Here is a 22,684-nt window from a genome sequence, read left to right as displayed (position 1 = left end):
TCCGGTGATTGCCGGTTAACGCTAGGCCTCTTTTTTTACTGTGTTATACAGTAATAGTGTTGATGGAGAAGATATGTAGCTGGTTCTAGACCTAATGAACAGGAGACACTCTATTTTGGCAAAATGAGCCGGTTCTATTTTTTAACGAACTCAGATGGCTCTATTTCAATAATTCGCAGCGAGATGTCGAGGTTTTGACGGTGATTTTTTGAAATAAGTTTACTGAGATTTGTTAGAAGTTTAACTGCTCCTATTTTAGGTAAATAAGCTCATTGGAGTTCGTTAGGTTGTTGGATGATTACTGATTGAGATGTTTGGAGGCTCAAAACTGCTTGAGGGTGATCTGACGTAGGCTTAGTGCCGGGAGTTACTTAATCTGTCTTGGAAGTACTTGCGGATGGTCGAAAGGAAGTCAGTGAGGAGATGGTCTTTCCCAGTCCGCAGGGCTGTGTTATGATAGGACAAAAGTGCTCACGAATTGCTTGAATTAAAGGAGTGTACACCTTGAGCAAGTCTAACAATATTATTCTCATTGGTATGATGGGAACCGGCAAATCAACCGTCGCTGACATGCTTGCACGCGAGCTTGGTTATCGATTGATTGATGTAGACGCCGCGGTGGAAAAAGAGGAAGGCTGTACGATTCCGGAATTGTTCACTGGCAAGGGAGAGACGTATTTCCGTGATGCCGAGAGCCGCATGTTATGCTCGGTGCTGGAGAAGAAGTCACAGGTCATAGCGACCGGAGGTGGCGTGGTGCTGCGTTCGGATAATTGTGACGTGATGTTGAAGAATGGTTGGGTTGTTGCCTTGACTGCTGATCCGGCAGTGATTGTAGAGCGTGTTAGTGGCTGTGACAATCGCCCACTCCTCGCAGGCAATGCAGAGGAACGCATTCAGGCAATTATGGAAGAACGGAAAGACGCATATCGGTTCGCACATTATACGGTGGATACAACCGAGTTATCCGCTGCTGAAGTGACTCGTTTAATTTTAGCGCATTACCGCGTCTAAGCTTGTTATCATCGAAGTTTGATGGTTGATAGGTGGTGGCAGATATAACAAAACGGGCCGTATAGGCCCGTTTCTGGGAGTGGAGCAGAGCTGAGGTCACAAGGTTACAAATGACTTGGCTTCTCTCCGGGCTTCTCTAGTCTTCCTGTTGCCACTGGAGCATACCGCCGACCATGTTTGTACAGCCTTCATATCCCAGTTGCTGCAGATATTCACATGCACGCTCACTGCGGTAACCACTACGGCAGATGATCACGATCTCGCCTGACTTCTCAATCTCAGACAGTCGGTCCGGAATCTGTCCAAGCGGAATATGCTTGGCTCCTTCGATCATGCCTTGCGCGACTTCATCGTCCTCGCGGACGTCTATCATCTGCAGCTTCTCTCCCGCCTGTAAACGGCGGCGCAGCTCAGACGTTTCAATTTCAGCTATTTGTGTCATATTCAGGTCCTCTTTTCTGTATGGACTTAACGCTTATAATGATACCCAAGCGATGCACGGAATGTCAATTTGGCCACAATATAATCAATGAAGGAGAATTTCATCCATGGACGTTATTGTTAAACCAACCCCCACTCTGAACGGGGAAATCGGGGCTCTGTCCTCTAAAAACTACACGACTCGCTATTTGCTGGCTGCTGCGCTGGCGGAAGGCACAAGTACCATTCATTTCCCGGCACACAGTGAAGACAGTGACGCCATGCGCAGATGTATTCGTGATCTGGGGGCAGTACTTGAAGAAGACGACAGCAAGATTGTGATCCAGGGTTTTGGCAGTCATCCCCGTGATGTGCGTGAATTGAATGTTGGGAATGCGGGTGCTGTACTTCGTTTCCTGATGGGCGTTACAGCGCTCTGCCCTGAAGTTACTTTTGTGAATACGTACCCGGATTCGCTGGGCAAACGTCCACATGATGACCTGATCGATGCGCTTGGTCAATTGGGTGTAGATGTACAGCATGAACAAGGACGCCTGCCTATTACAATCAAGGGTGGCAATGCCAAGGGTGGACTCATTCGTGTATCCGGCTCCGTCAGCTCCCAATATCTGAGTGCGTTGTTGTTTGTAACTCCGTTGCTTGCAGAAGACAGCACCATTGAAGTACTGAATGACCTGAAGTCCAAGGTCGTTATCGGACAGACGCTGGAAGTGCTGGAGCAGGCAGGTATCGTTATCCATGCAAGTGATGATTATATGTCCTTCCGTGTACCAGGTGGACAGGCTTACCAACCAACGACCTACACAGTTCAAGGGGATTATCCCGGCTCAGCAGCGGTTCTTGCCGCAGCAGCGGTTACACAGTCCGATGTGAAAATTCTGCGCCTGATGGAGCAGAGCAAACAGGGTGAACGTGCCATCGTTGACGTGCTGCGCATGATGGAAGTGCCATTGACACATGAGAACGATGTTGTACATGTTCAAGGTAATGGCAGACTGAAAGCGATCGAATTCGACGGGGATGCCGCGACGGACGCCGTTTTGGCTATGGTAGCCGCAGCTGTGTTTGCGGAAGGCACGTCACGGTTCTATAATGTAGAGAACCTGCGTTACAAGGAATGTGACCGAATCACCGATTATTTGAACGAACTGCGGAAGGCAGGAGCGAACGTTGAAGAGCGTCAAGCTGAGATTATCGTACATGGACGTCCAGAAGGCGTTGAAGGCGGCGTTGAGATTAACGCTCATTACGATCATCGCGTAATTATGGCGCTCACTGTTGTTGGTCTGCGTTCCAAGGAGCCGCTTCGTATTCGGGATGCACACCATGTAGCCAAGTCTTATCCGCAATATTTCGATCATTTGCAGGCGCTTGGCGCCTCGGTTCAATGGGTAAAAGAGTAAATAACTGAAAACCTGTTTTTTGAACACGCACTTTAATCAGAAAAGGATGGTGCTTGAACATGGAATTTAACAACCCTACTCGTGAAGAAATTGGACAACTTTTGCGCAAGGCAGGCAACATCGCAGTCGTCGGCTTATCAGACAAATCAGATCGCACTTCCTATATGGTGGCAGAAGCCATGCAGAGCAGAGGTTATCGCATCATCCCGGTTAATCCACAGGTGCAAGGTGAAATCCTTGGCGAGACGGTATATGCCACACTCGCGGATATTCCAGAGCCGGTAGACATTGTCAATGTGTTTCGTCGCGAAGAGTTTTGCGCGGATGTCGCTCGTGACGCCGTTGCCATCAAAGCAAATGTGCTGTGGCTGCAGCTTGGCATCCATAGTGATGAAGCGGTCCAGATTGCTGCAGAGAACGGCATGACAGCGGTAACGAATCGTTGTATCAAGGTAGAGGATTCCATCGTTCTGCGCGGCGCTGGACGCGGCTGAGAGGCTCGTTCACCTGTGATCGGATGATCTCCTGATCTTTCCCAATTGAATGAACATAGGATGAATCCCGTTAACTTGAAGCTGACGGGATTTTTTCTGTTCTATTTTTGCCGTATTAATTACCAATTGGTTACTGTTTTGCTTTGACAAAACGTTGCGTAAAGCTTACCATCTAGGATAGAAAGGAGAGGTCGCCATGAATTGGCTCGGATCCTTGCAGCAGCTCGGACGAGCGGTAATGCTGCCTACAATGGTCCTGCCCGCCGCCGCAATTTTGCTCAGTGTTGGCAGTCTGCCTTGGGACGCCTGGGGATTGGATATTGTCGGTGAAGTGTCTACCGTGGCCGGACACGGTATTTTTTATTTCTTACCGTATCTGTTCGCTGTCGGTGTAGCACTGGGACTCTCCAACCAGGCCGGACAAGCGGGACTTGCTGCTCTGGCTGGTATCGTGATATATGATCAGGTGACTCGGAACTTCGGGGATGGCACCGTTCAGCCCGCTTCCTTAATCGGAATCATACTCGGCGCGCTTGCCGGTGGGATGCATAATCGGTTTAAAAGCATTAAACTGCCTGAAATTTTACAATTTTTTGGAGGTTCAAGGTTTGTTTTGCTCATTGTCGGACTCTGTTCGGCATTGTTCTCCTGTTTTATGTTATGGCTCGCTCCGATCCTACAGCATGGATTGAACGGCATTGCTACCTGGGAATATAGTCTCGGGGGTTTTGGACTGTTCATCTACGGAGTGTTATACAGGGTGCTGGTTGCTTTTGGGCTTCATCACCTGCTTAACAATGTGTTTTGGTTCCAGCTAGGGACGTTTGAAACGCCTGATGGTAACATTGTGCAAGGGGATTTGCCCCGATTTTTTGCAGGTGATCCAACAGCAGGATTCTTTATGGCGGGTTTGTTTCCCATCATGATGTTTGCTATTCCGGCAATAGCCTTTGCTATTATTCAGGAAGCCAGGGAAGATCTGAAACCAAAAATCAAGAAAACTTTTCTGACATCGGCACTCGTTTGTTTTCTAACCGGGGTATCGGAACAGATTGAGTTTGCTTTTTTGTTCGCAGCACCTTATCTGTTCATCGTGCATGCAGTGATGTCCGGCGTTGCCATGTGGATTAGTTACTGGCTTGATATCCGGCATGGATTTTCTTACTCCGCAGGTATTATTGATTACATACTCAATTTCCATCTATCGGAGAATGCTTGGAAGCTCATTCCGATTGGCATACTATATGGGCTGGTTTACTACTTCCTGTTCCGATGGGCGATTCGTACGTTCAAGATTCCAACACCAGGACGTGAAGAGGGCTCCATGCTGGAAGATTGGGTAGGTAACATTCCTTATCAGGCACCTTTAATCCTCGAAGCATTGGGTGGGAAGAGTAACATTGTACAGGTTGAAGCATGTATTACACGCCTTCGCCTGACTGTGCATGATGACCGCCTGATCGACACGGGTGCCATGAAGAGTATGGGGTCCGCTGGACTGATCAAGCTGGGTGGCGGTAACGTACAGGTGGTATTCGGGACCTACTCGGAATTGATTCGGGAAGAAATCGCGAAGCTGCTGGAAAGAGATCTGCAACAGGTTCTGTTCTGTGCCCCCGTTCAGGGCAAAATGCTCCCGATTGAAGAGGTGCCGGATCAGATCTTTGCAGCCAAGCTTGTCGGTGATGGTGTAGCCTTTGTCCCGGAAAAGGGAGAGCTGGTCTCACCCGTGTACGGAACGATTATGCACTTGTACCCGACCATGCATGCCTTGGGTATATCTACCCGTGAGGGGCTTGAAGTGTTACTGCATATCGGCATCGATACCTCTCAGTTGAAAGGCCATTTTGAAGCTTTTGTTCAGGAGGGCGATACGGTGGAGCCAGGGCAGTTGTTGATCAAGTTTGATCTGGCAGTACTCCGCGAGCAAGCGGCGTCACTAACAACACCAATGGTAATTACGAATCCAGATCGTGTAAAATCATGGAGTTTTGCTCCATTTAAGCAAGTTAAGAAAGGTCAGGCATCCGTTATGTCCGTGGTGCTCTATGACAGGAACGTTGGAGGGGTAGAATGAAGATACAAGGCATCAACGGAGCTGCAGGCATAGCCATCGGCAAAGCATTTGTCCTGCCCAGTTGGGAATGGGATCTGCCGGATCAGAAGATGGATTCGGTGGATCTCGCCCAAGAGTTCGAACGGCTGTATGAGGGCATACGGACATCTAAGGATGAGATTGAATATATCAAAAATGAGTTCAAGGAAGTTGTTGGTCCAGAGGAGTCCAGTATCTTTGATGCACATCTGGCAATCCTGGAAGATCCGGTATTCATGAACGAAATTCGCGGTATTATTGAGCGTCAATATAAGGCAGCAGAAGTGGCGGTCAAAGAAGCCATAGACCATTTTGTCACGATGTTTGACTTGCTGGAAGACGAGTATATGAAGGAGCGGGCCATTGACATCAAGGATGTGGGTAACCGTCTGCTCAAGCATTTGCTCGGTGCACCGGAGATTACACTTCCTTCGGATACCCAGCCGTATGTACTCGTTGCCAAAGAACTGTCGCCATCTCAACTGGCGCATCTGAATCCCACCCATGTACTAGGCATTGTGACCTTGATTGGCGGGAAAACATCACATTCTGCGATTATGGCTCGTGCCCTTGGCATTCCTCTCGTTTCCGGTCTGGAAGCGAGTCTTGGCATGCCGGTAGAGACAGGGGATATGCTTGTGGTGGATGGTGACAATGGCTTGGTATTTACGGACCCGGATCGCAAGACAATTGAACGGTATACCATGCTTCGCAGCAAACAACTGAAGAAAAAGGAACAACTTCAAGTCCTTGCTACCGTGGATGCCGTAACCAAAGATGGGGCCGTTTTGCACTTGGCTTCCAATATCAGTTCGGTGAAGGAATTGGACCTTGCTTTGAAACAAGGAGCCAAAGGTGTGGGCTTGTTCCGAACAGAGTTTTTGTATATGGACCGTGCTACTTTCCCTGGTGAGCAAGAACAGTATGAGGTGTACCGTCTTGTGGCAGAGAAAACAGCAGGACAATCGGTTGTTATTCGTACACTGGATATCGGTGGTGACAAGCAACTCGATTACTTTGAATTGCCGGAGGAAGACAATCCGTTTCTGGGTTACCGTGCAATTCGGATTAGTCTCGACCGCAAGGATCTGTTCAAAACACAGCTTACAGCCATTCTGCGTGCCAGCGCGGCCGGAAATGTCAAAATCATGTACCCTATGATCTCTTCGGTGGAAGAACTTCAGCAGGCCAATGAGATTCTTCGTGAGGCGATGTCCGATCTGGACGAGCGGGGATTATCATACGACCCTCACATTCAGGTGGGAATTATGATTGAAGTTCCTGCAGCGGTGATGATTGCTGATCTGCTCGCAGAGGAAGCTGATTTCTTCAGTATTGGTACGAACGATCTGGTTCAATATGTACTTGCAGTAGATCGAATGAATGAGCAGATCGCTCATATGTATCACCCCTATCATCCGGCTGTTCTGAGGATGCTTCGTGCGACAGCAGATGCGGCTCATACGGCTGGAATTGATGTCAGTGTGTGCGGAGAGATGGCAGGGGACGAACGTGCCATTCCGCTTTGGTTGGAGCTTGGCATTCGCCACTTGAGTATGTCTCCACAATCCTTGTTACGTGTGAAGCACAGAGTGCTGAACACAACAGCATCGGCCGCCAAAGAAGAAGCGCGAAAGTGCTTCGCCTTACGGACCAGCGGAGATATTGAGGAGCGACTGCAAGTCTTTAATGACTCCACGGGAAGTCCGGATGAACAAAGTGGTTCGAACGCATCGTAATTAGGGAAACTGGATATAAATACCTTCAAGTTAATATATTTACATTTGTGATAATTATTTGTTGGAAACCTTGTTATATAAAATAACCCCACTGTGCATGAGAGCACAATGGGGTTATTTTTACTTGTCAGCGAGTGCATCACAGAATGCCTTGCCATAAGGGGGAAGGTCAGGCGGACGACGTGCTGAGATGATATGTCCATCAACAACAACGGCTTCATCTTTCCAGATGGCACCTGCATTTTCCATGTCATCCCGAATGCCTGGTGTAGAGGTTACTATAACTCCGTCCAGAATTTTGGCAGAGATCAGCACCCAGCCGGCATGACAGATCTGTCCAATCGGTTTCCGGTCAGCATTCATTTCCTTCACAAGCTCCAGTACTTTGGGATAACGACGCAGCTTGTCTGGCGCCCAACCGCCTGGCACCAGAATGCCATCGTAATCTGAACTGTCGAGTTCATCGAAACTGTATTCGGCTTCAGCAGGCACACCATATTTGCCAATATAGGTTTTTCCTTTTTTCTCTCCTGCAAGATGCACTTCTGCACCTTCTTCACGAACCCGATGTACAGGGTACCACAATTCCAAATCCTCGAATTCTTCATCGACCAGAGCGATGACTTTTTTACCAGTTAATCTCATGTCCATCTCTCCTTTTTGCGGTGATTAGGTCTGTTGCGTCTTTAATTGTAACAGATTCTCCAAGGGACTTCATGGAAGTGCATATTCAGTTTGGAGGAAGCGATTACAAGTCAGTAACTGCCTGCATTCGACAACCTTCATCTGGAGGGAGTGGTAATTTGTGCAACCTTTCGTTTATAGCAGGATTTGAGCCGAAATAGGTCGAATGGTACTTATATAGAGTATAGAACGAATGAGGTGATGGTGGTGCGCAAGTCGTGCAGATGTGGACATGTAATGGAGTTGGAATTAAGAACAGTGGTATACGCCAAAAAAGTGGAGATTCGAAACGTACCCGTATTTGCGTGTACAGACTGTGTATCATATGAAGTGCTTCCGCCGGTCAAGCCGGACTTAACAGAATGCATTAACACATTGGGTGAACAGCCCGTGAAGCAAGACGTATCTTTTGGTGAACGTAATGAACTGGCAGACCTGTTTCATGAGCTACTGCTGGCCTGGCCGGATGCGACTGATCGGGAGATGGAATATCGAATGCAGCAAGCAGTGGAGGAGCGTATCAATCTGCTGCTGGACATTATGGGTTACGCAACGAAGTCTGGTGATGCAGCGTGGATGGAGACCACGGAGCGCAGATTAAGTCAATTATCCGGATTTGTGTGGCAGGAGTACTTCTCAAATGCTGTCTAATTTTGACGTGTAAAATGCTTGTTTTCATGAAAATTGGCTTTTTCGCGCACTTTTTGTTAAGATATCGAAGAGTGAAAACGCTCAACATAGCGGTATTCCTGGTAAAGGGGGATGTATATCTAATGGCTGACATGACTAAAATGACAAGTATTGAACAGCTAAACTCCGCAGTGGAGGCTACCAAGGATCAACCCTTGCTTCTGTTTAAGCATAGCACGCGCTGTCCGATCAGCTCGAACGCTTATCAGGAGATGAACGATTATTTGCTTAACAATGCCAATGAACAAGTGAAATATGGCATCATCTATGTTGTGGAAGATCGCGCGGTATCCAATGAAGCAGCAGACAAGCTGGGTGTTAAGCATGAATCTCCACAGGCGATCCTGATTAAAAAGGGAATTCCTGTATGGCATACTTCCCATTCAGATATTACTAGAACCACACTTACGAATGTTTTGAGTGAGTCCTAAAGCCTATTTTAATTGATTAATGCAAAAATTTGTCGTAATATAAATCTTAATGAAAATGGTATGAAAATTTACTGGTAATGGAGAGAAGTACTGTGACGGTAACCATTTATGATGTGGCACGTGAAGCTGGAGTGTCTATGGCAACGGTATCACGGGTAGTTAATAATAACCCTAATGTCAAACCGCAAACGCGGAAAAAAGTATATGAAGCCATCGAGCGGTTGGGATATCGTCCGAATGCGGTAGCCAGAGGTCTGGCAAGCAAGAAGACAACCACGGTCGGGGTCGTTATTCCAGATATTTCGAACTCAACCTTCGCGGAGATTGCCCGCGGAATTGAAGATATTGCGAATATGTATCACTACAATATTATTTTGTGTAATGCAGATAAGAAGAAAGAAAAAGAAATTCGTGTTATCAACACGTTGCTCGAAAAACAAGTAGACGGACTGCTCTTCATGGGCGGAACAGTAACGGACGAACACATTCAGGCGTTCCAGTCTGCGGCTGTGCCGATTGTACTTTGTGCAACGAGTGATGAGAAGGGCACATTCCCTTCGGTGGATATTGACCATGAGGCGGCTGCGTTTGACGCGGTCAACACCCTGATTCGTCATGGACACAAGGAAATTGCGATGATCAGTGGTACACTGCAAGATCCGGCGAATGGATATGCCCGTTTCCAAGGATACAAAAAAGCACTGGAAGCAGCGGGGATTGAATACCAGGAGGATCTTGTTCGAATCGGTAACTATCGATATGAATCCGGTGTGGAAGCAATGAAATATTTCCTTGGACTCAAGAAAAAACCATCAGCTATCTTTGCTGCTACAGATGAAATGGCCATTGGTGCCATTCACAGCATTCAGGATGACGGTCTGAAAGTACCGGATGACTTCTCCATTATTAGTGTGGATAACATCCGTATGGCTTCCATGGTGCGTCCTCAGTTGACAACAGTGGCTCAGCCAATGTACGACCTTGGCGCAGTAGCGATGCGTTTGCTGACCAAGTTGATGAAGAAAGAAAATGTGGAGAACCCACGGGTTATTTTGCCGCATGAAACGATTCTTCGTCTGTCTGTAAGTCACGCAGATGTAGTTTAATCGGGATTATATACAGTAAGGGAGAAGTCATTCTCTCTACATAGTGGATATGCGAAAGCTCCGGAGACGGAGCTTTTGTGCTGAATTAGTTTAAAAATGAAAACAGGGGGTATCAGAAGATGCGTGAAACGATTGGTATTATCGGAGCGATGGATGAGGAAGTCGAGCTTTTGCTGGCAGGTATGAAGCAGCTTGAGACGGTCAAACAAACCGGCATTACATACGTTGCGGGCGAGTGGCTGGGCAAGCAAATTGTCGTGTGCAAATCCGGCGTAGGCAAAGTAAATGCAGCGGTTACAACGCAGATCTTGATTGATCGTTTTCAGGTTAATCGGATTATCTTCACAGGTGTTGCGGGTGCAGTTAACCCGGAGCTGAACATTGGAGATATGGTTATATCGTCTGTATGTGTTCAGCACGACATGGATGTAACGCCACTGGGGTTCGCACGCGGGGTTATTCCTTACCAGGAGACATCTGCATTCCCTGCCGAGGCTTCGCTTATTACACTGGCTGAAGAAGCGTGTAAAGCACAGGGAGCCAATTACCTGATCGGTAAAGTGTTATCTGGAGACCAATTTATTGCAAATAAAGATACGGTTAACATGTTATATACCGAAATGGACGGTGCATGTGCCGAGATGGAAGGGGCAGCAGTCGCTCAGGTCTGTTACATGAATCGTGTACCATTTGTTGTCCTGCGTGGGATGTCTGATAAAGCGGATGGTTCGGCGCATGTGAACTTTGCTGAATTTACGGTTGAATCTTCGCAGCGTTCACATCGTATTGTGGAGCATATGTTAGAAAATATGTAATGGTAGTAACTTAAAAAACCGCCTTTCGATTAGCTGTTCCATGAAGTATGGAGCAACGCTGCGAGAGGCGGTTTTTGTTATGTATATCGTTTGGAACAGATCATTGCATTAGTACATAAACCGGTGGCGGAAACGCACACGATCAAACTGTTCTTCCGATGTTATTGGTACATGACTTCCGATTCGTACCATCAAACAGTTCGCAGGATGTGAACAGATTTCGGGGTCGTCTGTTGCATACCAGGTCATGTCGATCGTTTCCATCAGCCTCTCCATCATTTTGCGATAATCCCATACGTTTAGTCCGCTGCCCTTCAGATCCCAATGCCAATAATATTCTGTGGTGAAAATAATGTAGTTCTCCATGTATTTATCTTCCAGAGCGGTAAGTAACATCTCACGTCCAATGCCAAGCGAGCGATAGTCGTCCGCAACCTCGATTGCCCCAAGCTCTATCAGATCAGTCATATTGCCCTCGGACCAGCGTTCACAATCATCCGCATAGTGAAAGGTTACATAGCCAATAATGGTTTCATTTTCGTGTGCAATGATAATTCGCCCTTCAGGCAATGCTGCGATCTCGGCCAGAGCTTCTTGCTGCTCCGTTGGGCGCCGAAAGGCATCCAGATCCGGATGGAAGGCAAGACGGGTTATCTCCTCGGCCTGCACGGGGCCTTCAACAGTAATTCGGTGGCCGGACTTGAAGATGGAACGCATATGATGTTCTTTGATATGTTCCATGGTTCATGCTCCTCTCTCTCCTGCTTATAGAGGTTGTTCTTCAAAAAGAACGCTATAGCAAAAATCCAAAAAATTGAAAAGCCATAGACGACAATTGAAAAGATTTGCTATAATTGCGTAGACAAAAAATGTTCACAATTCAATACAGTATGGATAACATCTGTTTGGCCGAGCAAGTACATGATGAGAAGTTCTCTCTACTAATGTAAGCGCTAACTGGAAGTTCAGTCAACACAAAGGCAATGGGAAGTGACCCCTAACGGGAATCGAAATGTCGAGTTGAAGGAGGCTGGCAAGCATGAGTCAAGCACATGGTGAGATGCTGCAAACGGTTGTGTCTGAATCTAATCTGGGCGATTACACGGAGGCGAGAAGCCGGTTCGATTGGGAATCGGTGGAAAGGCACTTTACGTGGCACGCCAGCGGAAAAGTAAACATGGCGCATGAAGCGATTGATCGTCATGTACTGGAAGGAAGGGGCGGAAAAACCGCTTTATTGTATAGCGATGCTTCACGTGAAGAGTCCTATACTTTTGCTGATCTGAGTGAACAGTCGAGTCGGTTCGGGAACGTTCTCCGCAAATATGGCATAGCCAAAGGGGAACGAGTGTTTATTTTTATGCCTCGAAGTCCTGAGCTGTATTTTAGTCTCCTGGGTATATTGAAAGCTGGAGCCATCGCGGGCCCGTTGTTCGAAGCTTTTATGGAAACGGCTGTGAAGGATCGGCTGGAGGATAGCGGAGCAGTAGCGCTCGTCACCACTCCGGAATTGCTAAAACGCATCAAACGTTCCGAATTGCCCGAGCTCAAACATATATTTATTGTGGGTGGGGGCGCGCAGACTGAGGAAGGACTCATCGATTTTGATGCAGAGATGTCTGCAGCTTCGGATGAGATGGAAGTAGAGTGGCTGAATCGTGAGGATGGTTTGCTTATTCACTATACCTCAGGCTCTACGGGTAAACCCAAAGGGGTGTACCATGTTCAAAATGCCATGATTCAGCACTATTATACAGGTAAGGTTGTCTTGGATTTACGCGAGGATGATGTATACTGGTGCACTGCTGACCCTGGTTGGGTGACAGGCACCTCTTACGGTATCTTTGCTCCATGGCTCAACGGAGTGACCAATGTGATACGGGGTGGTCGTTTCAGTCCTCAAGATTGGTACAGCACCATCCAGAAGAACAAAGTCACGATCTGGTACAGTGCACCAACGGCCTTTCGTATGCTGATGGGAGCGGGAGAAGAGACCATTGCCCAGCATGATCTGAGCAGTCTGCGTCATGTCATGTCTGTTGGTGAACCGCTCAATCCGGAGGTTGTTCGTTGGGGATGGAAAGCCTATGGTCAACGAATTCATGATACATGGTGGATGACGGAAACAGGCGCTCAGCTGATCTGTAACTATCCCGGAATGCCGATCAAGCCTGGCTCCATGGGACGTCCGTTGCCTGGAATCGAAGCAGCGATTATTGATGATCGCGGGCAGGAATTGCCGCCGTACAGTATGGGTAATCTGGCCATACGGACACCTTGGCCATCCATGATGGCGAAGATCTGGAATAACCCTGTGAAATACGAGGAGTATTTCAGGCTTACGGGCTGGTATGTATCCGGTGACTCCGCTTATATGGATGAAGAAGGATATTTCTGGTTCCAGGGACGTATTGATGATGTGATTAATTCGTCAGGCGAGCGTATCGGCCCCTTTGAGGTGGAGAGCAAGCTTGTGGAGCATCCTGCGGTAGCAGAGGCGGGTGTAATCGGTAAGCCGGATGTAACACGTGGAGAGATCATCAAAGCCTTTGTGGCGCTTCGTGAAGGATATGAGGCGACACCGGAGCTGAAAGAAGAGATCTATCGTTTTGTCAAAGAGGGCCTGTCTGCCCATGCTGCTCCGCGTGAGATTGAGTTTAAGGATAAACTGCCCAAGACACGTTCCGGCAAGATCATGCGCCGTGTCCTGAAAGCCTGGGAGCTTGATCTGCCAACAGGAGATCTATCCACCATTGAAGACTAACGCGACAATGCAAGGATCATCAATGTGTTGGTATCGATGGTGATACATTGAGTAGTGGGGAAGAAGTTACTCTTCTGTGGTTCCGAATACAGTGACTCTACCCATTAAAATCGGTTGTAAAAGCCTGCTTTATGCCAATGGCATGAAGCAGGCTTTTTTAGCTGCTGCCTGCTGCACATGCAAATAAAAAGCCACACTCTCAGATATGGTCTGAGAATGCGGCTTGTTTTGGATCGCTATGCCTGAATCAGGGTTGAAAATGTAGGGCTGCAGAAGGCTCGGATTCACCCGCACTGTTGCTGGCAGATACCTTGAACCATCCACTGGTCGATGCGGGTACTCCATAATCCATGGTATTTCCCGCTGTTGTTCCAATTTTGGTGTAAGGAGCTGAGCCTGTTTCACTGTAATATACAGTATAACTATCTGCGTTTGGACTGGCCGCCCATTGAATACGCAGTCCTTGAGTGAGGGCAGATACGCTGACTTGACCAGGTGTGCCTGGGGCTGTCGTTGTTGTATTATCGGTCTGCGTTTCTCCCGGCGTAACGACTGTACCAGGAACTTCAATCGGTTGATCAATCTCTTCTTCCACAGGGGGAGCTACACCAGCACTATTTACTGTAGCGCTAGGAGCAGATTCTCTGCCGGCAACATCCACTGCCGTTACATAGAAGGCGAAGTTACCGCCTTGCGCTGCATATGCAGAAAATGATCTGGATTCACCGGCCAAGACAACCTGGCCCTGGTTCTGGAATCCTCCACCGTTTACAGAACGGTACAGACGATAACCCACGACATCATTTTCAGGTGTGGCATTAAATGTAATGACTGCTCTGTCACCCGAGGTTGAGATGCGTACGTTGCCTGGTGCATCAGGAGCTTTGCCGTTATCTGTCCTTGGATCAATCTGTGTTGGCATGTCTGCACCAGCATCTTCAGGAAGATAATAAGCAAGTGACTCATGTCGACTCATACGTGAAAATGCATTTTGCAATTCTTTGATGAGATCCGAGATTGGTTTTTTACGCTTGATTACTGTTTTTTCCTTCAACATGTCCGAAGGTGTTCCGTCACGCGGAATATAGTTTACACCATTGTAAGTAATGTACTTGGCTTTGGCTACACCATCATCGCTATCCTTCGGAACAAACTTGCTGTTGAAAATATCCGTAACAAATTTGTCAGTCATGGATGTTGGCAACTTGCCACTGTATGCAGACACCGTGCGCGTTTCGATGCCAGATGGTTTTTTGAACGAATCCGTAACGAACAGATCTTTTTGCGTATCGATCACTTCGTTCAGGATTTTCGACCACAGTTGCTGCGCACGTTTTCTCTGTGATTTACTTTCCAGCGTATTCACGGGCTGTTTGTATCCAACCCACACGCCAAGTGTGACATCTGGTGTATAACCTTCAAACCAGACATCTGCGTAGTTTTGAGTGGAACCCGTTTTACCTACGATTGGCACACTCTTGGAATATTTGTAATTTTCACGTACTTTATCTGCCGTTCCTTCTGTAATAACGGTCCGCAGCATATCGGTCATCAGGTATGCTGTCTGTTCCGAGAAAGCTTGGACAGGTTCAGTATCGTGTTTATAAACGATGTTTCCTTTGGAATCTACAATTTTGCTAATCATGTAAGAATCGTTATATACACCCTTATTGGCGATAGCACCATAGGCACTGGTTAATTCTTCAACGGTTACACCGTATTGGAGACCTCCGAGAACACCAGTCTGAGCCTGATAGTCTTCCTTCTGAATGGTGGTAATCCCCAGTTTCTTGGCGAAGGTCCAAGCCTTCTCGATCCCTACTTCTTCATTAAACAACTTCAGAGCCGGTATATTGAGAGAATAATTCAGTGCTCTGCGGGCAGTGACGAGTCCCTGATACCGGTTGTTGGCATTCTTGGCAATGTGGTATCCGCTCGGACCATTTTTGAGAATGATCGGTGAGTCATCAATAATTGAAGCTGGCTGAACAAGACCTTCATCTAGCGCAGGAAGATAAGCGGCTATAGGTTTCATCGTTGAACCTGGCTGGCGTATCATCTGCGTTGCGTAGTTCATCTGTTCATCCTGGAAATCCCGACCCTCAATCATCCCCAGAATTGCACCGGTTTTGTGATTAATCAGCATAGCAGCAGTTTGTTCTTTTCCTTTGACAGGATCATCTGCTGAGAAATTGCTGTCATCTTCCGCAATGGTACGCATCGTTTTGTAGATGCTTTTGTTGATGGTCGTGTATATACGATATCCACCTGTCCGCAGTTGCGTCTGAGCTTCCTCTAATAATGCACTGCTTTCCTTCTGAGGTGTGGCTGCATCCGTAGCTTTGTCTGTAGATTCAGCTGTGTCGGAATTCAACTGTTTCATCAAAATCTGTGCAGCTTGTCGTTCTGTTTCCATCATAAGATATGGATAAGTGTTGTAAGCCTTGATGGTCTTCGGAGCGAGAGAGCTTTTGATATCAAAAGCAAGAGCTTTGTCATACTCGGACTGATTGATTTTGCCCAGTTCAAGCATACGGCGTAGTACCAGATGCTGCCGGTTGATTGCGCGGTCAAAATTCTCCTCTACAAAATCACCTTTACCGTTAAAAGCGGAGTAAGAGGAGGGGAGTTGTGGCAATCCAGCAAGATAAGCAGCTTGAGCGATGTTGATTTTTTCCAGATCGTTAATATTGAACAATCCTTTGGCTGCCGCTTTGATTCCGTAAACGTTGTATCCGCTGGAACCATTACCAAAAGGAACTTTGTTCAGATAGGCTGTCATGATCTCGTCTTTGGTCAGGAAACGTTCGAGTCGGAGTGAGAGCAAAATTTCTTTCACTTTCCGATCTTCCGTGCGATCCAGATTCAAAAACACACGACGCGCCAATTGTTGAGTCAGTGTACTACCGCCGGTTTGTACTGATTCTTTCAGCACTTTCTGTTTCACGGCACGCAGTGTTCCGCTCATGTCTACACCTTTATGTTCGTAAAAATGATTGTCTTCAATCGAAATGACAGCATCAATAACCTTCTGTGGGATCTGGTCCGTAGTGACCGGACGCCTGTCTTCTTCCGTACGTAATTGACCGATCGGACTGCCGTCGGCAAAGTAAGCAAAGCCTGTGATGGAGTTTTCGCTGACTTTTTGTTCAATCAGGGCCCTTGAACGGACAGGCTCGTCTTTCACAATGGAACTGACGTATCCCATCAAAGCACCGCCTACAAATAGTGCCCCCATAAATCCAAGGACAACCATCCATTTGACGAAACTTCCCAGTCTGCGGGCAAAGCTGCGTTTGCGTACAGGCTGTTCATCGGGCTTTTTCTTATTAACATCAACCATTCAGTGTCTTCCTCCTTTTAACAGCACTTATTATAGCATAAAAAGGCGGGTTTGCATGCCTGAGAAATACAAGTAATGGTCGAAATTTGCCATTCTGCCATGCATTATGCTATATATCATGCGATATTGAAGCACATTTCATGAGTTGTAAGCCATAATAAGCAGGCCACCCTATGCACCTCCATGCTGAGGTGCATAGGGTGGCCTGAATGATGTGTCGTAATGGAGGTCTTCTACATTAGGTTTTGAATCGTTGAATCAGCTCTAATAGTTCCTGGGTAAGATTAGCCAGTGAGGCAGATGCCGCCGTAATCTCTTCCATGGATGCGAGTTGTTCTTCAGAGGCAGAGGCGACACGAGTTGCGTGATCTGCTGTCTCATGACCAATGGTTTTGAGTTGCACTAACGTGGCATCAACCTGTTGTGATCCAGCTGACATCTGCTGCGCAATGGCTGAGACATGCTCAATCTGCTCATTAACATCTGTAATCTGTGATGAAATCGAGAGGAATAGTTCACCACTCTCATTAATCACTTCCGCTATATGGCTCACCTCGGCATTTCCATGTTCCATATTTTCAACGAGAGAAAGGACCTCTTGCTGAACGCTATGAATTAACGCTGCAATCTGCGCTGCTGATACTCTGGATTGTTCAGCCAGATTACGAATCTCGGAAGCAACAACACCGAACCCGCGCCCGTGTTCACCTGCTCGCGATGCTTCAATGGAAGCATTAAGTGCAAGTAGGTTGGTTTGACGGCTAACTTCCGTGATCATGCTTGTAATATGGCCAATCTCTTCCGAACGTTGGCGGAAATTCTCCAGTGCGGTCATCGACGTCTGCACAGAAGAAGTGGCACTATCGACCATACGCATAGCGGACTGAATCTTATCAGTTCCGATGGTTGTTCGTTCGGCCACAGTTCGCGATGAATCGGATACATCGGAGGCGGCCTTTGCAATTCTTCCGATCCCTGCAGATATTTCATTCATGGAACGGGAGGACTCTTGCAGCTCCTGCACCTGTTTACCTGCTTTATCTGCAAGTTCGACTCCTGTTAATGCAATCAGTTCGGCTGCTTTACCTGTTTCTTCGGCACCTGCGGTCAACTGTTGAGAGGTGGAGCCGACAGATAAAGCATGTTCGGATATAACCGATATGGTATGACGCAGGGTATCCATCATCTGATTCATATGACCCGCCATGATGCCAAATTCATCTTTGGATCGTACAGGTAACTTTTGTGTCAAATCCCCGCCAGCCAGCTGTCCAGCGACGATATTAACTTGATTCAACTGTCTAACAATGGAGACGATGGTGTAGGTAACCACACCTGCAAGCAGAAGTACTGCCAGTACGGCAATCAGTACGGACCAGTTCAAGCTGTCATAAAAGGGTTGAAGGATATGGCTCTTTGGCAGCGCCGATACAAGGTACCAGTTCGAATCTGTTCCTTGTAACCTGGCAGGCTCGGCAATAAATAGTTCTTCACCTACTTCAGGGTCTGTAGCGTAAAACTGAGATTCGCCAGACTGTATACGCTGAATGACTGTCTTCATTTCAGATGGAATTACGGCTCCTTCATGAGCCAGCTCCGGTTTGGAGCCGTGTGCAGCAATCTGCCCTTCGCTAGTAATAAGCATGGCATAACCCTGATCCGGATTAAGTGATGCTATATTTTGCTGAAAACGATCAATGGTAAAGTCGGCCCCAACAATGCCCAGAAAATTTTTGTTTTCATCTAATAGAGGGAGGACAATCGAAACGAGCAGTGTTTCTTTTCCACCAACCGTGTAGGTAACAGGCTCGGACCAATAGATGGATTTGGTTTTCTTTGGCTGCTGATAGTAAGTACTAGTTTCACCGCTTCCCTCATAAGTAGGCATAGGTTCAAAATGCAGGGAGTTGCCATCACGTATAACGTATGGAACGAATCGACCCGTAGCATCATCATATTCTTTTTTGTTGATGTGCTCCGCATCGTTTCCATCAAAGGCATTTGGTTCCCAGCCCGTATAAAAGCCAAAAACTTTCTCGTCCTTCTTCAGATATTGTTCAAGGAGTCTGACGACTTCTTCACGGTTGAGTGATCCGTTCTGAGCGGCATCCAATAACGTGGTACTCATGGTGTCCAACGTGTTTTTCACCTGATTAATGTCAGTCATAAACTCATTCGTAGCCCGGTTTGCTGCCTGTCCAGCAACGGTTTCGCCGTACTGGAGGCTTTTGTCGTAAATGGATTTGGTATTAAATGCAATCAGGGCTCCAATACAACAGAGTAATACGATCCCGAGTAAAAGTCCAAGCTTAACAGCGAGCTTGCGATTGCGAAAAAAATGCATGTTTTAATCCCCCTCGATGTCATTCTTGTGATGTATATATGGATGTGTGCTTCTCCTGAAGGGAGTCTATATTTTATATCGTTATTTACGTTCCTATAATGAAGATAATTAAAAAAAAGCATAGAAAAACAGCTGTCGAGAAAATCTCGACAGCTGTTTGGGTTGAAACTTTAATGTGATTGCAACGATTAACGGTTGTAGAACTCGACGATTTGTTTTTCATCGATGTCTTGGGACAATTCAGCACGCTCAGGCAAGCGGATGAATTTACCTTCTACAGCTGCTTCGTTGTATTCAACGTATGCTGGAAGATGCGAACGGCCTTCCAAAGCTTCTTTAATGGAAGAAAGAGCGCGGCTCTTCTCACGCAAGCCGATTACATCGCCAGTGCTTACTTGGTAAGAAGCGATATCGACTTTTTTGCCGTTTACAGTTACGTGACCGTGTGCTACCAACTGACGCGCTCCAGCGCGGGAGTTAGCAAACCCAAGGCGGTAAACGAGGTTGTCAAGGCGGCACTCAAGCAAGAACATGAAGTTCTCACCGGCAATACCTTGCATTTTTTGAGCTTTAGAGAACAGTGTGCGGAATTGCTTCTCGCCCAAACCGTACATGTGGCGCAATTTTTGTTTTTCTTGCAATTGCATACCGTAGTTGCTGATTTTTCTGCGTTGGTTAGCTCCGTGCTGACCTGGAGGGAAAGGACGTTTCAATTCTTTGCCTGTTCCGCTAAGGGAAATGCCGAGGCGACGGCTCAATTTAAATTTAGGACCAGTGTAACGTGCCATGTTTAAAGTAGCTCCTTTTTAGTTAAAGTTCATATTAGGGCTCTGTTTGCGCTCCAATTTGTTGATGCGGGCTTGGCCACGCATAGAACGATCAGGAAAGTTCAGCCGCTGTCCTGAAAGCAACAAAAAGAATGAGGGTGACACAACCGGTAATGCCCAAATTTAAAGACCCATTAGTAGTCTTCATCAACAATTTATATTACAGTTTAAGAGAAACAAAGTCAAGCGCAGAATAAAAGCAAAAAAACGTCTAAATTTGTCGATAGGTCATTGGGCCTAAAATAATGGGACATTTTTCTGAAATATGGATGCAAAAATGGTTTAAACAGAGTAAAATAGATTGTATCTTAACTTTAAATCATCTTTATGTAACAAGGTTATCGCAACGAATTTGCAGGTTTGCGATAACGTCTGCAGATTAATGCATCCTGGTGGATGCAAAAACGGTGCAAAGGAGCGCCTGACATGTTAGAACATCTAAGAAGTTTACCTGCCAGCTTGAATTCACGAAGTTCGGGCGATTCCGCATCTTTTGCCGCTCCTCGTTCTCATGAAGAGCATGTGTTGTGGATGCAAAAAATGGATATCACACCTTTTGATTTTTCATATTTGGGCAGCTTGCTAGAGCAGGCATACAGTGACTGGAACTCCAGAGTGGGTTCAAGGCTGGCCAGACCATCAACCTTTTACAGTGTGTGGAACACGGAAGGTGATTGCATAGGATACGATAGCGATCATGAAGCTGATCCGGGCGTAAATGCACGCAGGCTGGTATTGGAATGTTTGGATAAGAGACAGGCCCTGTCCCTTAAAGGGACAAGCGAACACGGAGAATATCTTATAATAACACATCCCTTATTCTCCAGAACTAACAAGGATATGTTTGCCGTATTCACTGCTGTGATCTATGAATCCAATGGATATGAAACGTCTGAAGCTGTGGTTCAATCTGAGGCATTGCATTATCACACCTGCTTTTACCGAAGATTCGAATACATATTTATGACGGACCTGTTACATGCTCATGAACAAACAGCCCGTGAGGAACACCGGAGGTCCATCCTCTTTCAGATTGTTCAGCGAATGCATGACAAAATGGATGTCGAGGCCATATTGGATGAGGTATTTGACAGTATGGATTACTTGTACCCGGCTACTTATATCAAATTGTATATGTCTCAGGATCAGAGCAACTCTGATCCACGGATTAAACCGTTGCTTGTCCACGAGCGAGGAGAAGATATTTGTGTGCGTTCATTTATGGAAGGTAAGCTGATCGTTGCTCGCTCACATGATGCAGAGAACCGCATTGTAGATGTAGGGATTCCGCTGAAAGGCAAACAAGGCATATACGGTGTGTTCCATATCGAAATGAATGAAGAGATTATGGAAGAATCGGACTTGCAATTGATTACGATGATGGTAGACACTGCAGGAACGGCCTTTGAGAACGCCAAGTTGCATGAACAATCCAATATGTTAATTCAGGAACTTCGTTTAATTAATGATCTTACACAGCGGTTGAACAAGAGTCTGCATCTTTCGGAGATTTATCAACTATCCGAACAAGAGTTAAAGGAAATATTCCAGGCTGAAACGTGTTGCATTCTTCAACTCAATGACAGTACAAATGACTTCGAAGTCATGTCATCTAACGTGAAAGATGTTTTTCACCAATCCTTTTCTGTAGACTACGGTATCGCAGGTTTGGTCTATCGAACAGAGGAACCGCTTATTATAGCCAATTATGCGCAATTTGATAAAGTGTCCTCCTTTTTCATGGAAGATACTGGATCCATGTCACTGATTGCATCACCGATCCGAGTCAATGGTGAAGTGAAGGGTGCCATTTTGCTGGGACACAGTAGAGAGCACTACTTTTCATATGATAACTATAGGCTCTTGCAGATGTTATCTATTCATATTGGGCTTGCCCTGTCAAATGCCACGTTACATGCCGAGGTTCGGCGCTTGGCTAATCTGGATATGTTGACAGGCCTGTACGTGAGGCATTATCTGGACAGTGTGATTCACGAGCGACAGGCTCATGAATTCTGTGGCTCCCTCATTGTGGTGGATATTGATCAGTTCAAACAGGTGAATGACACATTCGGACACCAGACGGGGGATCAAGTATTGAAGCAAGTGAGTGAGATCGTCACCAGCTCTGTTCGCTCGGAGGATGTCTGCGCCAGATGGGGTGGAGAAGAACTGGCGATCTATATGCCACAGGTGAGTGTAAGGCAGGCGTTAGATTATGCGGAAGTGATTCGAAAGAGAGTCGCAGAAGAGACCAGACCGCCCGTTACGGTATCCAGTGGCATCGCAGAGTGGAGTTGGATGGATGAAAAGGTCAGTGTAGAGTCCTTGTTTTATCGGGCTGATATGGCTTTGTATAGCGCCAAGAATGGTGGTCGGAACAGAATCGTTGTAGAGGAACAGGATGTAACACGTTAAGAGAGAACAATTCCAATTGCGGAGTCGTTCTCTTTTTTTTGTGCATGGGAGAATCAAGATGTGTATAGAAGGAAGT

Annotated in this window: 17 protein-coding genes; 11 read left to right on the top strand and 6 right to left on the bottom strand. The window is 46.7% G+C overall.

Translation table 11 applies throughout. The features are described 5' to 3' along the window. The first annotated feature begins 504 nt into the window (after positions 1-504). On the top strand, positions 505-1,014 hold the full coding sequence (locus tag NST38_RS20775; RefSeq protein WP_036614703.1) for a shikimate kinase: 510 nt from the start codon (positions 505-507) through the stop codon (positions 1,012-1,014). A gap of 136 nt (positions 1,015-1,150) precedes the next feature. Here the strand turns inward: NST38_RS20775 and NST38_RS20770 are convergent, their stop codons facing one another. Further along, positions 1,151-1,456, bottom strand: a complete 306-nt coding sequence (locus tag NST38_RS20770; protein WP_017687407.1) for a rhodanese-like domain-containing protein — start codon at positions 1,454-1,456, stop codon at positions 1,151-1,153. Between the two features lie 106 nt (positions 1,457-1,562). Between NST38_RS20770 and aroA the strand changes: the two genes are divergently transcribed. The 4 genes from aroA (at position 1,563) to ptsP (ending at position 7,186) form a co-directional block, all read left to right on the top strand. Next, positions 1,563-2,858, top strand: a complete 1,296-nt coding sequence (gene aroA / locus NST38_RS20765; protein ID WP_076250841.1) for a 3-phosphoshikimate 1-carboxyvinyltransferase — start codon at positions 1,563-1,565, stop codon at positions 2,856-2,858. 59 nt (positions 2,859-2,917) lie between these two features. Further along, the gene (locus NST38_RS20760) at positions 2,918-3,352 is read left to right on the top strand and encodes a CoA-binding protein (RefSeq protein WP_076250843.1); all 435 of its coding nucleotides are present in this window, start codon (positions 2,918-2,920) and stop codon (positions 3,350-3,352) included. Between the two features lie 196 nt (positions 3,353-3,548). After that, entirely contained in the window at positions 3,549-5,429 is a 1,881-nt protein-coding gene (locus NST38_RS20755) for a glucose PTS transporter subunit IIA (protein ID WP_036674872.1), read from the top strand. After that, complete coding sequence (ptsP, locus tag NST38_RS20750) at positions 5,426-7,186, top strand: phosphoenolpyruvate--protein phosphotransferase (RefSeq protein WP_036614699.1); 1,761 nt, start codon at positions 5,426-5,428, stop codon at positions 7,184-7,186. The genes NST38_RS20755 and ptsP overlap by 4 nt, the downstream gene beginning before the upstream one ends. A 120-nt stretch (positions 7,187-7,306) precedes the next feature. Here the strand turns inward: ptsP and NST38_RS20745 are convergent, their stop codons facing one another. After that, the gene (locus NST38_RS20745) at positions 7,307-7,831 is read right to left on the bottom strand and encodes a type 1 glutamine amidotransferase domain-containing protein (RefSeq protein ID WP_076250844.1); all 525 of its coding nucleotides are present in this window, start codon (positions 7,829-7,831) and stop codon (positions 7,307-7,309) included. 282 nt (positions 7,832-8,113) lie between these two features. Between NST38_RS20745 and NST38_RS20740 the strand changes: the two genes are divergently transcribed. From NST38_RS20740 to NST38_RS20725, 4 genes are all read left to right on the top strand, one after another. Next, entirely contained in the window at positions 8,114-8,521 is a 408-nt protein-coding gene (locus tag NST38_RS20740; protein ID WP_341344044.1) for a hypothetical protein, read from the top strand. Positions 8,522-8,643: 122 nt separating this feature from the next. Then, a complete protein-coding gene (gene ytxJ / locus NST38_RS20735; RefSeq protein WP_076250848.1) occupies positions 8,644-8,991 on the top strand; it encodes a bacillithiol system redox-active protein YtxJ in 348 nt (115 codons plus the stop codon). A 92-nt stretch (positions 8,992-9,083) separates the two neighbouring features. After that, on the top strand, positions 9,084-10,097 hold the full coding sequence (ccpA, locus tag NST38_RS20730) for a catabolite control protein A (protein WP_036614690.1): 1,014 nt from the start codon (positions 9,084-9,086) through the stop codon (positions 10,095-10,097). A 119-nt stretch (positions 10,098-10,216) separates the two neighbouring features. Next, complete coding sequence (locus NST38_RS20725) at positions 10,217-10,912, top strand: 5'-methylthioadenosine/adenosylhomocysteine nucleosidase (RefSeq protein WP_074095784.1); 696 nt, start codon at positions 10,217-10,219, stop codon at positions 10,910-10,912. A gap of 108 nt (positions 10,913-11,020) precedes the next feature. Here the strand turns inward: NST38_RS20725 and NST38_RS20720 are convergent, their stop codons facing one another. Beyond that, positions 11,021-11,653: a GNAT family N-acetyltransferase gene (locus NST38_RS20720; RefSeq protein ID WP_076250849.1), complete on the bottom strand. Its 633-nt coding sequence runs from the start codon at positions 11,651-11,653 to the stop codon at positions 11,021-11,023. 298 nt (positions 11,654-11,951) lie between these two features. Between NST38_RS20720 and acsA the strand changes: the two genes are divergently transcribed. Next, positions 11,952-13,676, top strand: a complete 1,725-nt coding sequence (acsA, locus tag NST38_RS20715; RefSeq protein ID WP_076250851.1) for an acetate--CoA ligase — start codon at positions 11,952-11,954, stop codon at positions 13,674-13,676. Between the two features lie 247 nt (positions 13,677-13,923). Here the strand turns inward: acsA and NST38_RS20710 are convergent, their stop codons facing one another. The 3 genes from NST38_RS20710 to rpsD all read right to left on the bottom strand — a co-directional run bounded on the left by NST38_RS20710 (position 13,924) and on the right by rpsD (position 20,151). Further along, complete coding sequence (locus NST38_RS20710; RefSeq protein WP_076250852.1) at positions 13,924-17,019, bottom strand: transglycosylase domain-containing protein; 3,096 nt, start codon at positions 17,017-17,019, stop codon at positions 13,924-13,926. Between the two features lie 238 nt (positions 17,020-17,257). Further along, the gene (locus NST38_RS20705) at positions 17,258-19,363 is read right to left on the bottom strand and encodes a methyl-accepting chemotaxis protein (RefSeq protein WP_076250854.1); all 2,106 of its coding nucleotides are present in this window, start codon (positions 19,361-19,363) and stop codon (positions 17,258-17,260) included. A 188-nt stretch (positions 19,364-19,551) separates the two neighbouring features. Continuing rightward, on the bottom strand, positions 19,552-20,151 hold the full coding sequence (rpsD, locus tag NST38_RS20700) for a 30S ribosomal protein S4 (RefSeq protein WP_017687421.1): 600 nt from the start codon (positions 20,149-20,151) through the stop codon (positions 19,552-19,554). 465 nt (positions 20,152-20,616) lie between these two features. Here rpsD and NST38_RS20695 point away from each other — a divergent pair, with 465 nt between their 5' ends. Then, positions 20,617-22,608, top strand: coding sequence for a sensor domain-containing diguanylate cyclase (locus NST38_RS20695; RefSeq protein ID WP_076250856.1), 1,992 nt, complete (start codon positions 20,617-20,619; stop codon positions 22,606-22,608). The last annotated feature ends 76 nt before the right edge of the window (positions 22,609-22,684 follow it).

Source organism: Paenibacillus sp. FSL H8-0104 (assembly GCF_038050215.1).
Classification (GTDB): domain Bacteria; phylum Bacillota; class Bacilli; order Paenibacillales; family Paenibacillaceae; genus Paenibacillus; species Paenibacillus amylolyticus.
Note: the sequence above shows the minus strand (reverse complement) of the source record. Positions and strands in the feature narration are given on the sequence as shown.

Bases quoted from the DNA above. Each gene is read 5' to 3' on its own strand.
- NST38_RS20770 (WP_017687407.1), bottom strand. From the start codon at position 1,456: ATGACACAAATAGCTGAAATTGAAACGTCTGAGCTGCGCCGCCGTTTA.
- aroA (WP_076250841.1), top strand. From the start codon at position 1,563: ATGGACGTTATTGTTAAACCAACCCCCACTCTGAACGGGGAAATCGGG.
- NST38_RS20760 (WP_076250843.1), top strand. From the start codon at position 2,918: ATGGAATTTAACAACCCTACTCGTGAAGAAATTGGACAACTTTTGCGC.
- NST38_RS20755 (WP_036674872.1), top strand. From the start codon at position 3,549: ATGAATTGGCTCGGATCCTTGCAGCAGCTCGGACGAGCGGTAATGCTG.
- ptsP (WP_036614699.1), top strand. From the start codon at position 5,426: ATGAAGATACAAGGCATCAACGGAGCTGCAGGCATAGCCATCGGCAAA.
- NST38_RS20745 (WP_076250844.1), bottom strand. From the start codon at position 7,831: ATGAGATTAACTGGTAAAAAAGTCATCGCTCTGGTCGATGAAGAATTC.
- ytxJ (WP_076250848.1), top strand. From the start codon at position 8,644: ATGGCTGACATGACTAAAATGACAAGTATTGAACAGCTAAACTCCGCA.
- NST38_RS20725 (WP_074095784.1), top strand. From the start codon at position 10,217: ATGCGTGAAACGATTGGTATTATCGGAGCGATGGATGAGGAAGTCGAG.
- NST38_RS20720 (WP_076250849.1), bottom strand. From the start codon at position 11,653: ATGGAACATATCAAAGAACATCATATGCGTTCCATCTTCAAGTCCGGC.
- acsA (WP_076250851.1), top strand. From the start codon at position 11,952: ATGAGTCAAGCACATGGTGAGATGCTGCAAACGGTTGTGTCTGAATCT.
- NST38_RS20710 (WP_076250852.1), bottom strand. From the start codon at position 17,019: ATGGTTGATGTTAATAAGAAAAAGCCCGATGAACAGCCTGTACGCAAA.
- NST38_RS20705 (WP_076250854.1), bottom strand. From the start codon at position 19,363: ATGCATTTTTTTCGCAATCGCAAGCTCGCTGTTAAGCTTGGACTTTTA.
- rpsD (WP_017687421.1), bottom strand. From the start codon at position 20,151: ATGGCACGTTACACTGGTCCTAAATTTAAATTGAGCCGTCGCCTCGGC.
- NST38_RS20695 (WP_076250856.1), top strand. From the start codon at position 20,617: ATGTTAGAACATCTAAGAAGTTTACCTGCCAGCTTGAATTCACGAAGT.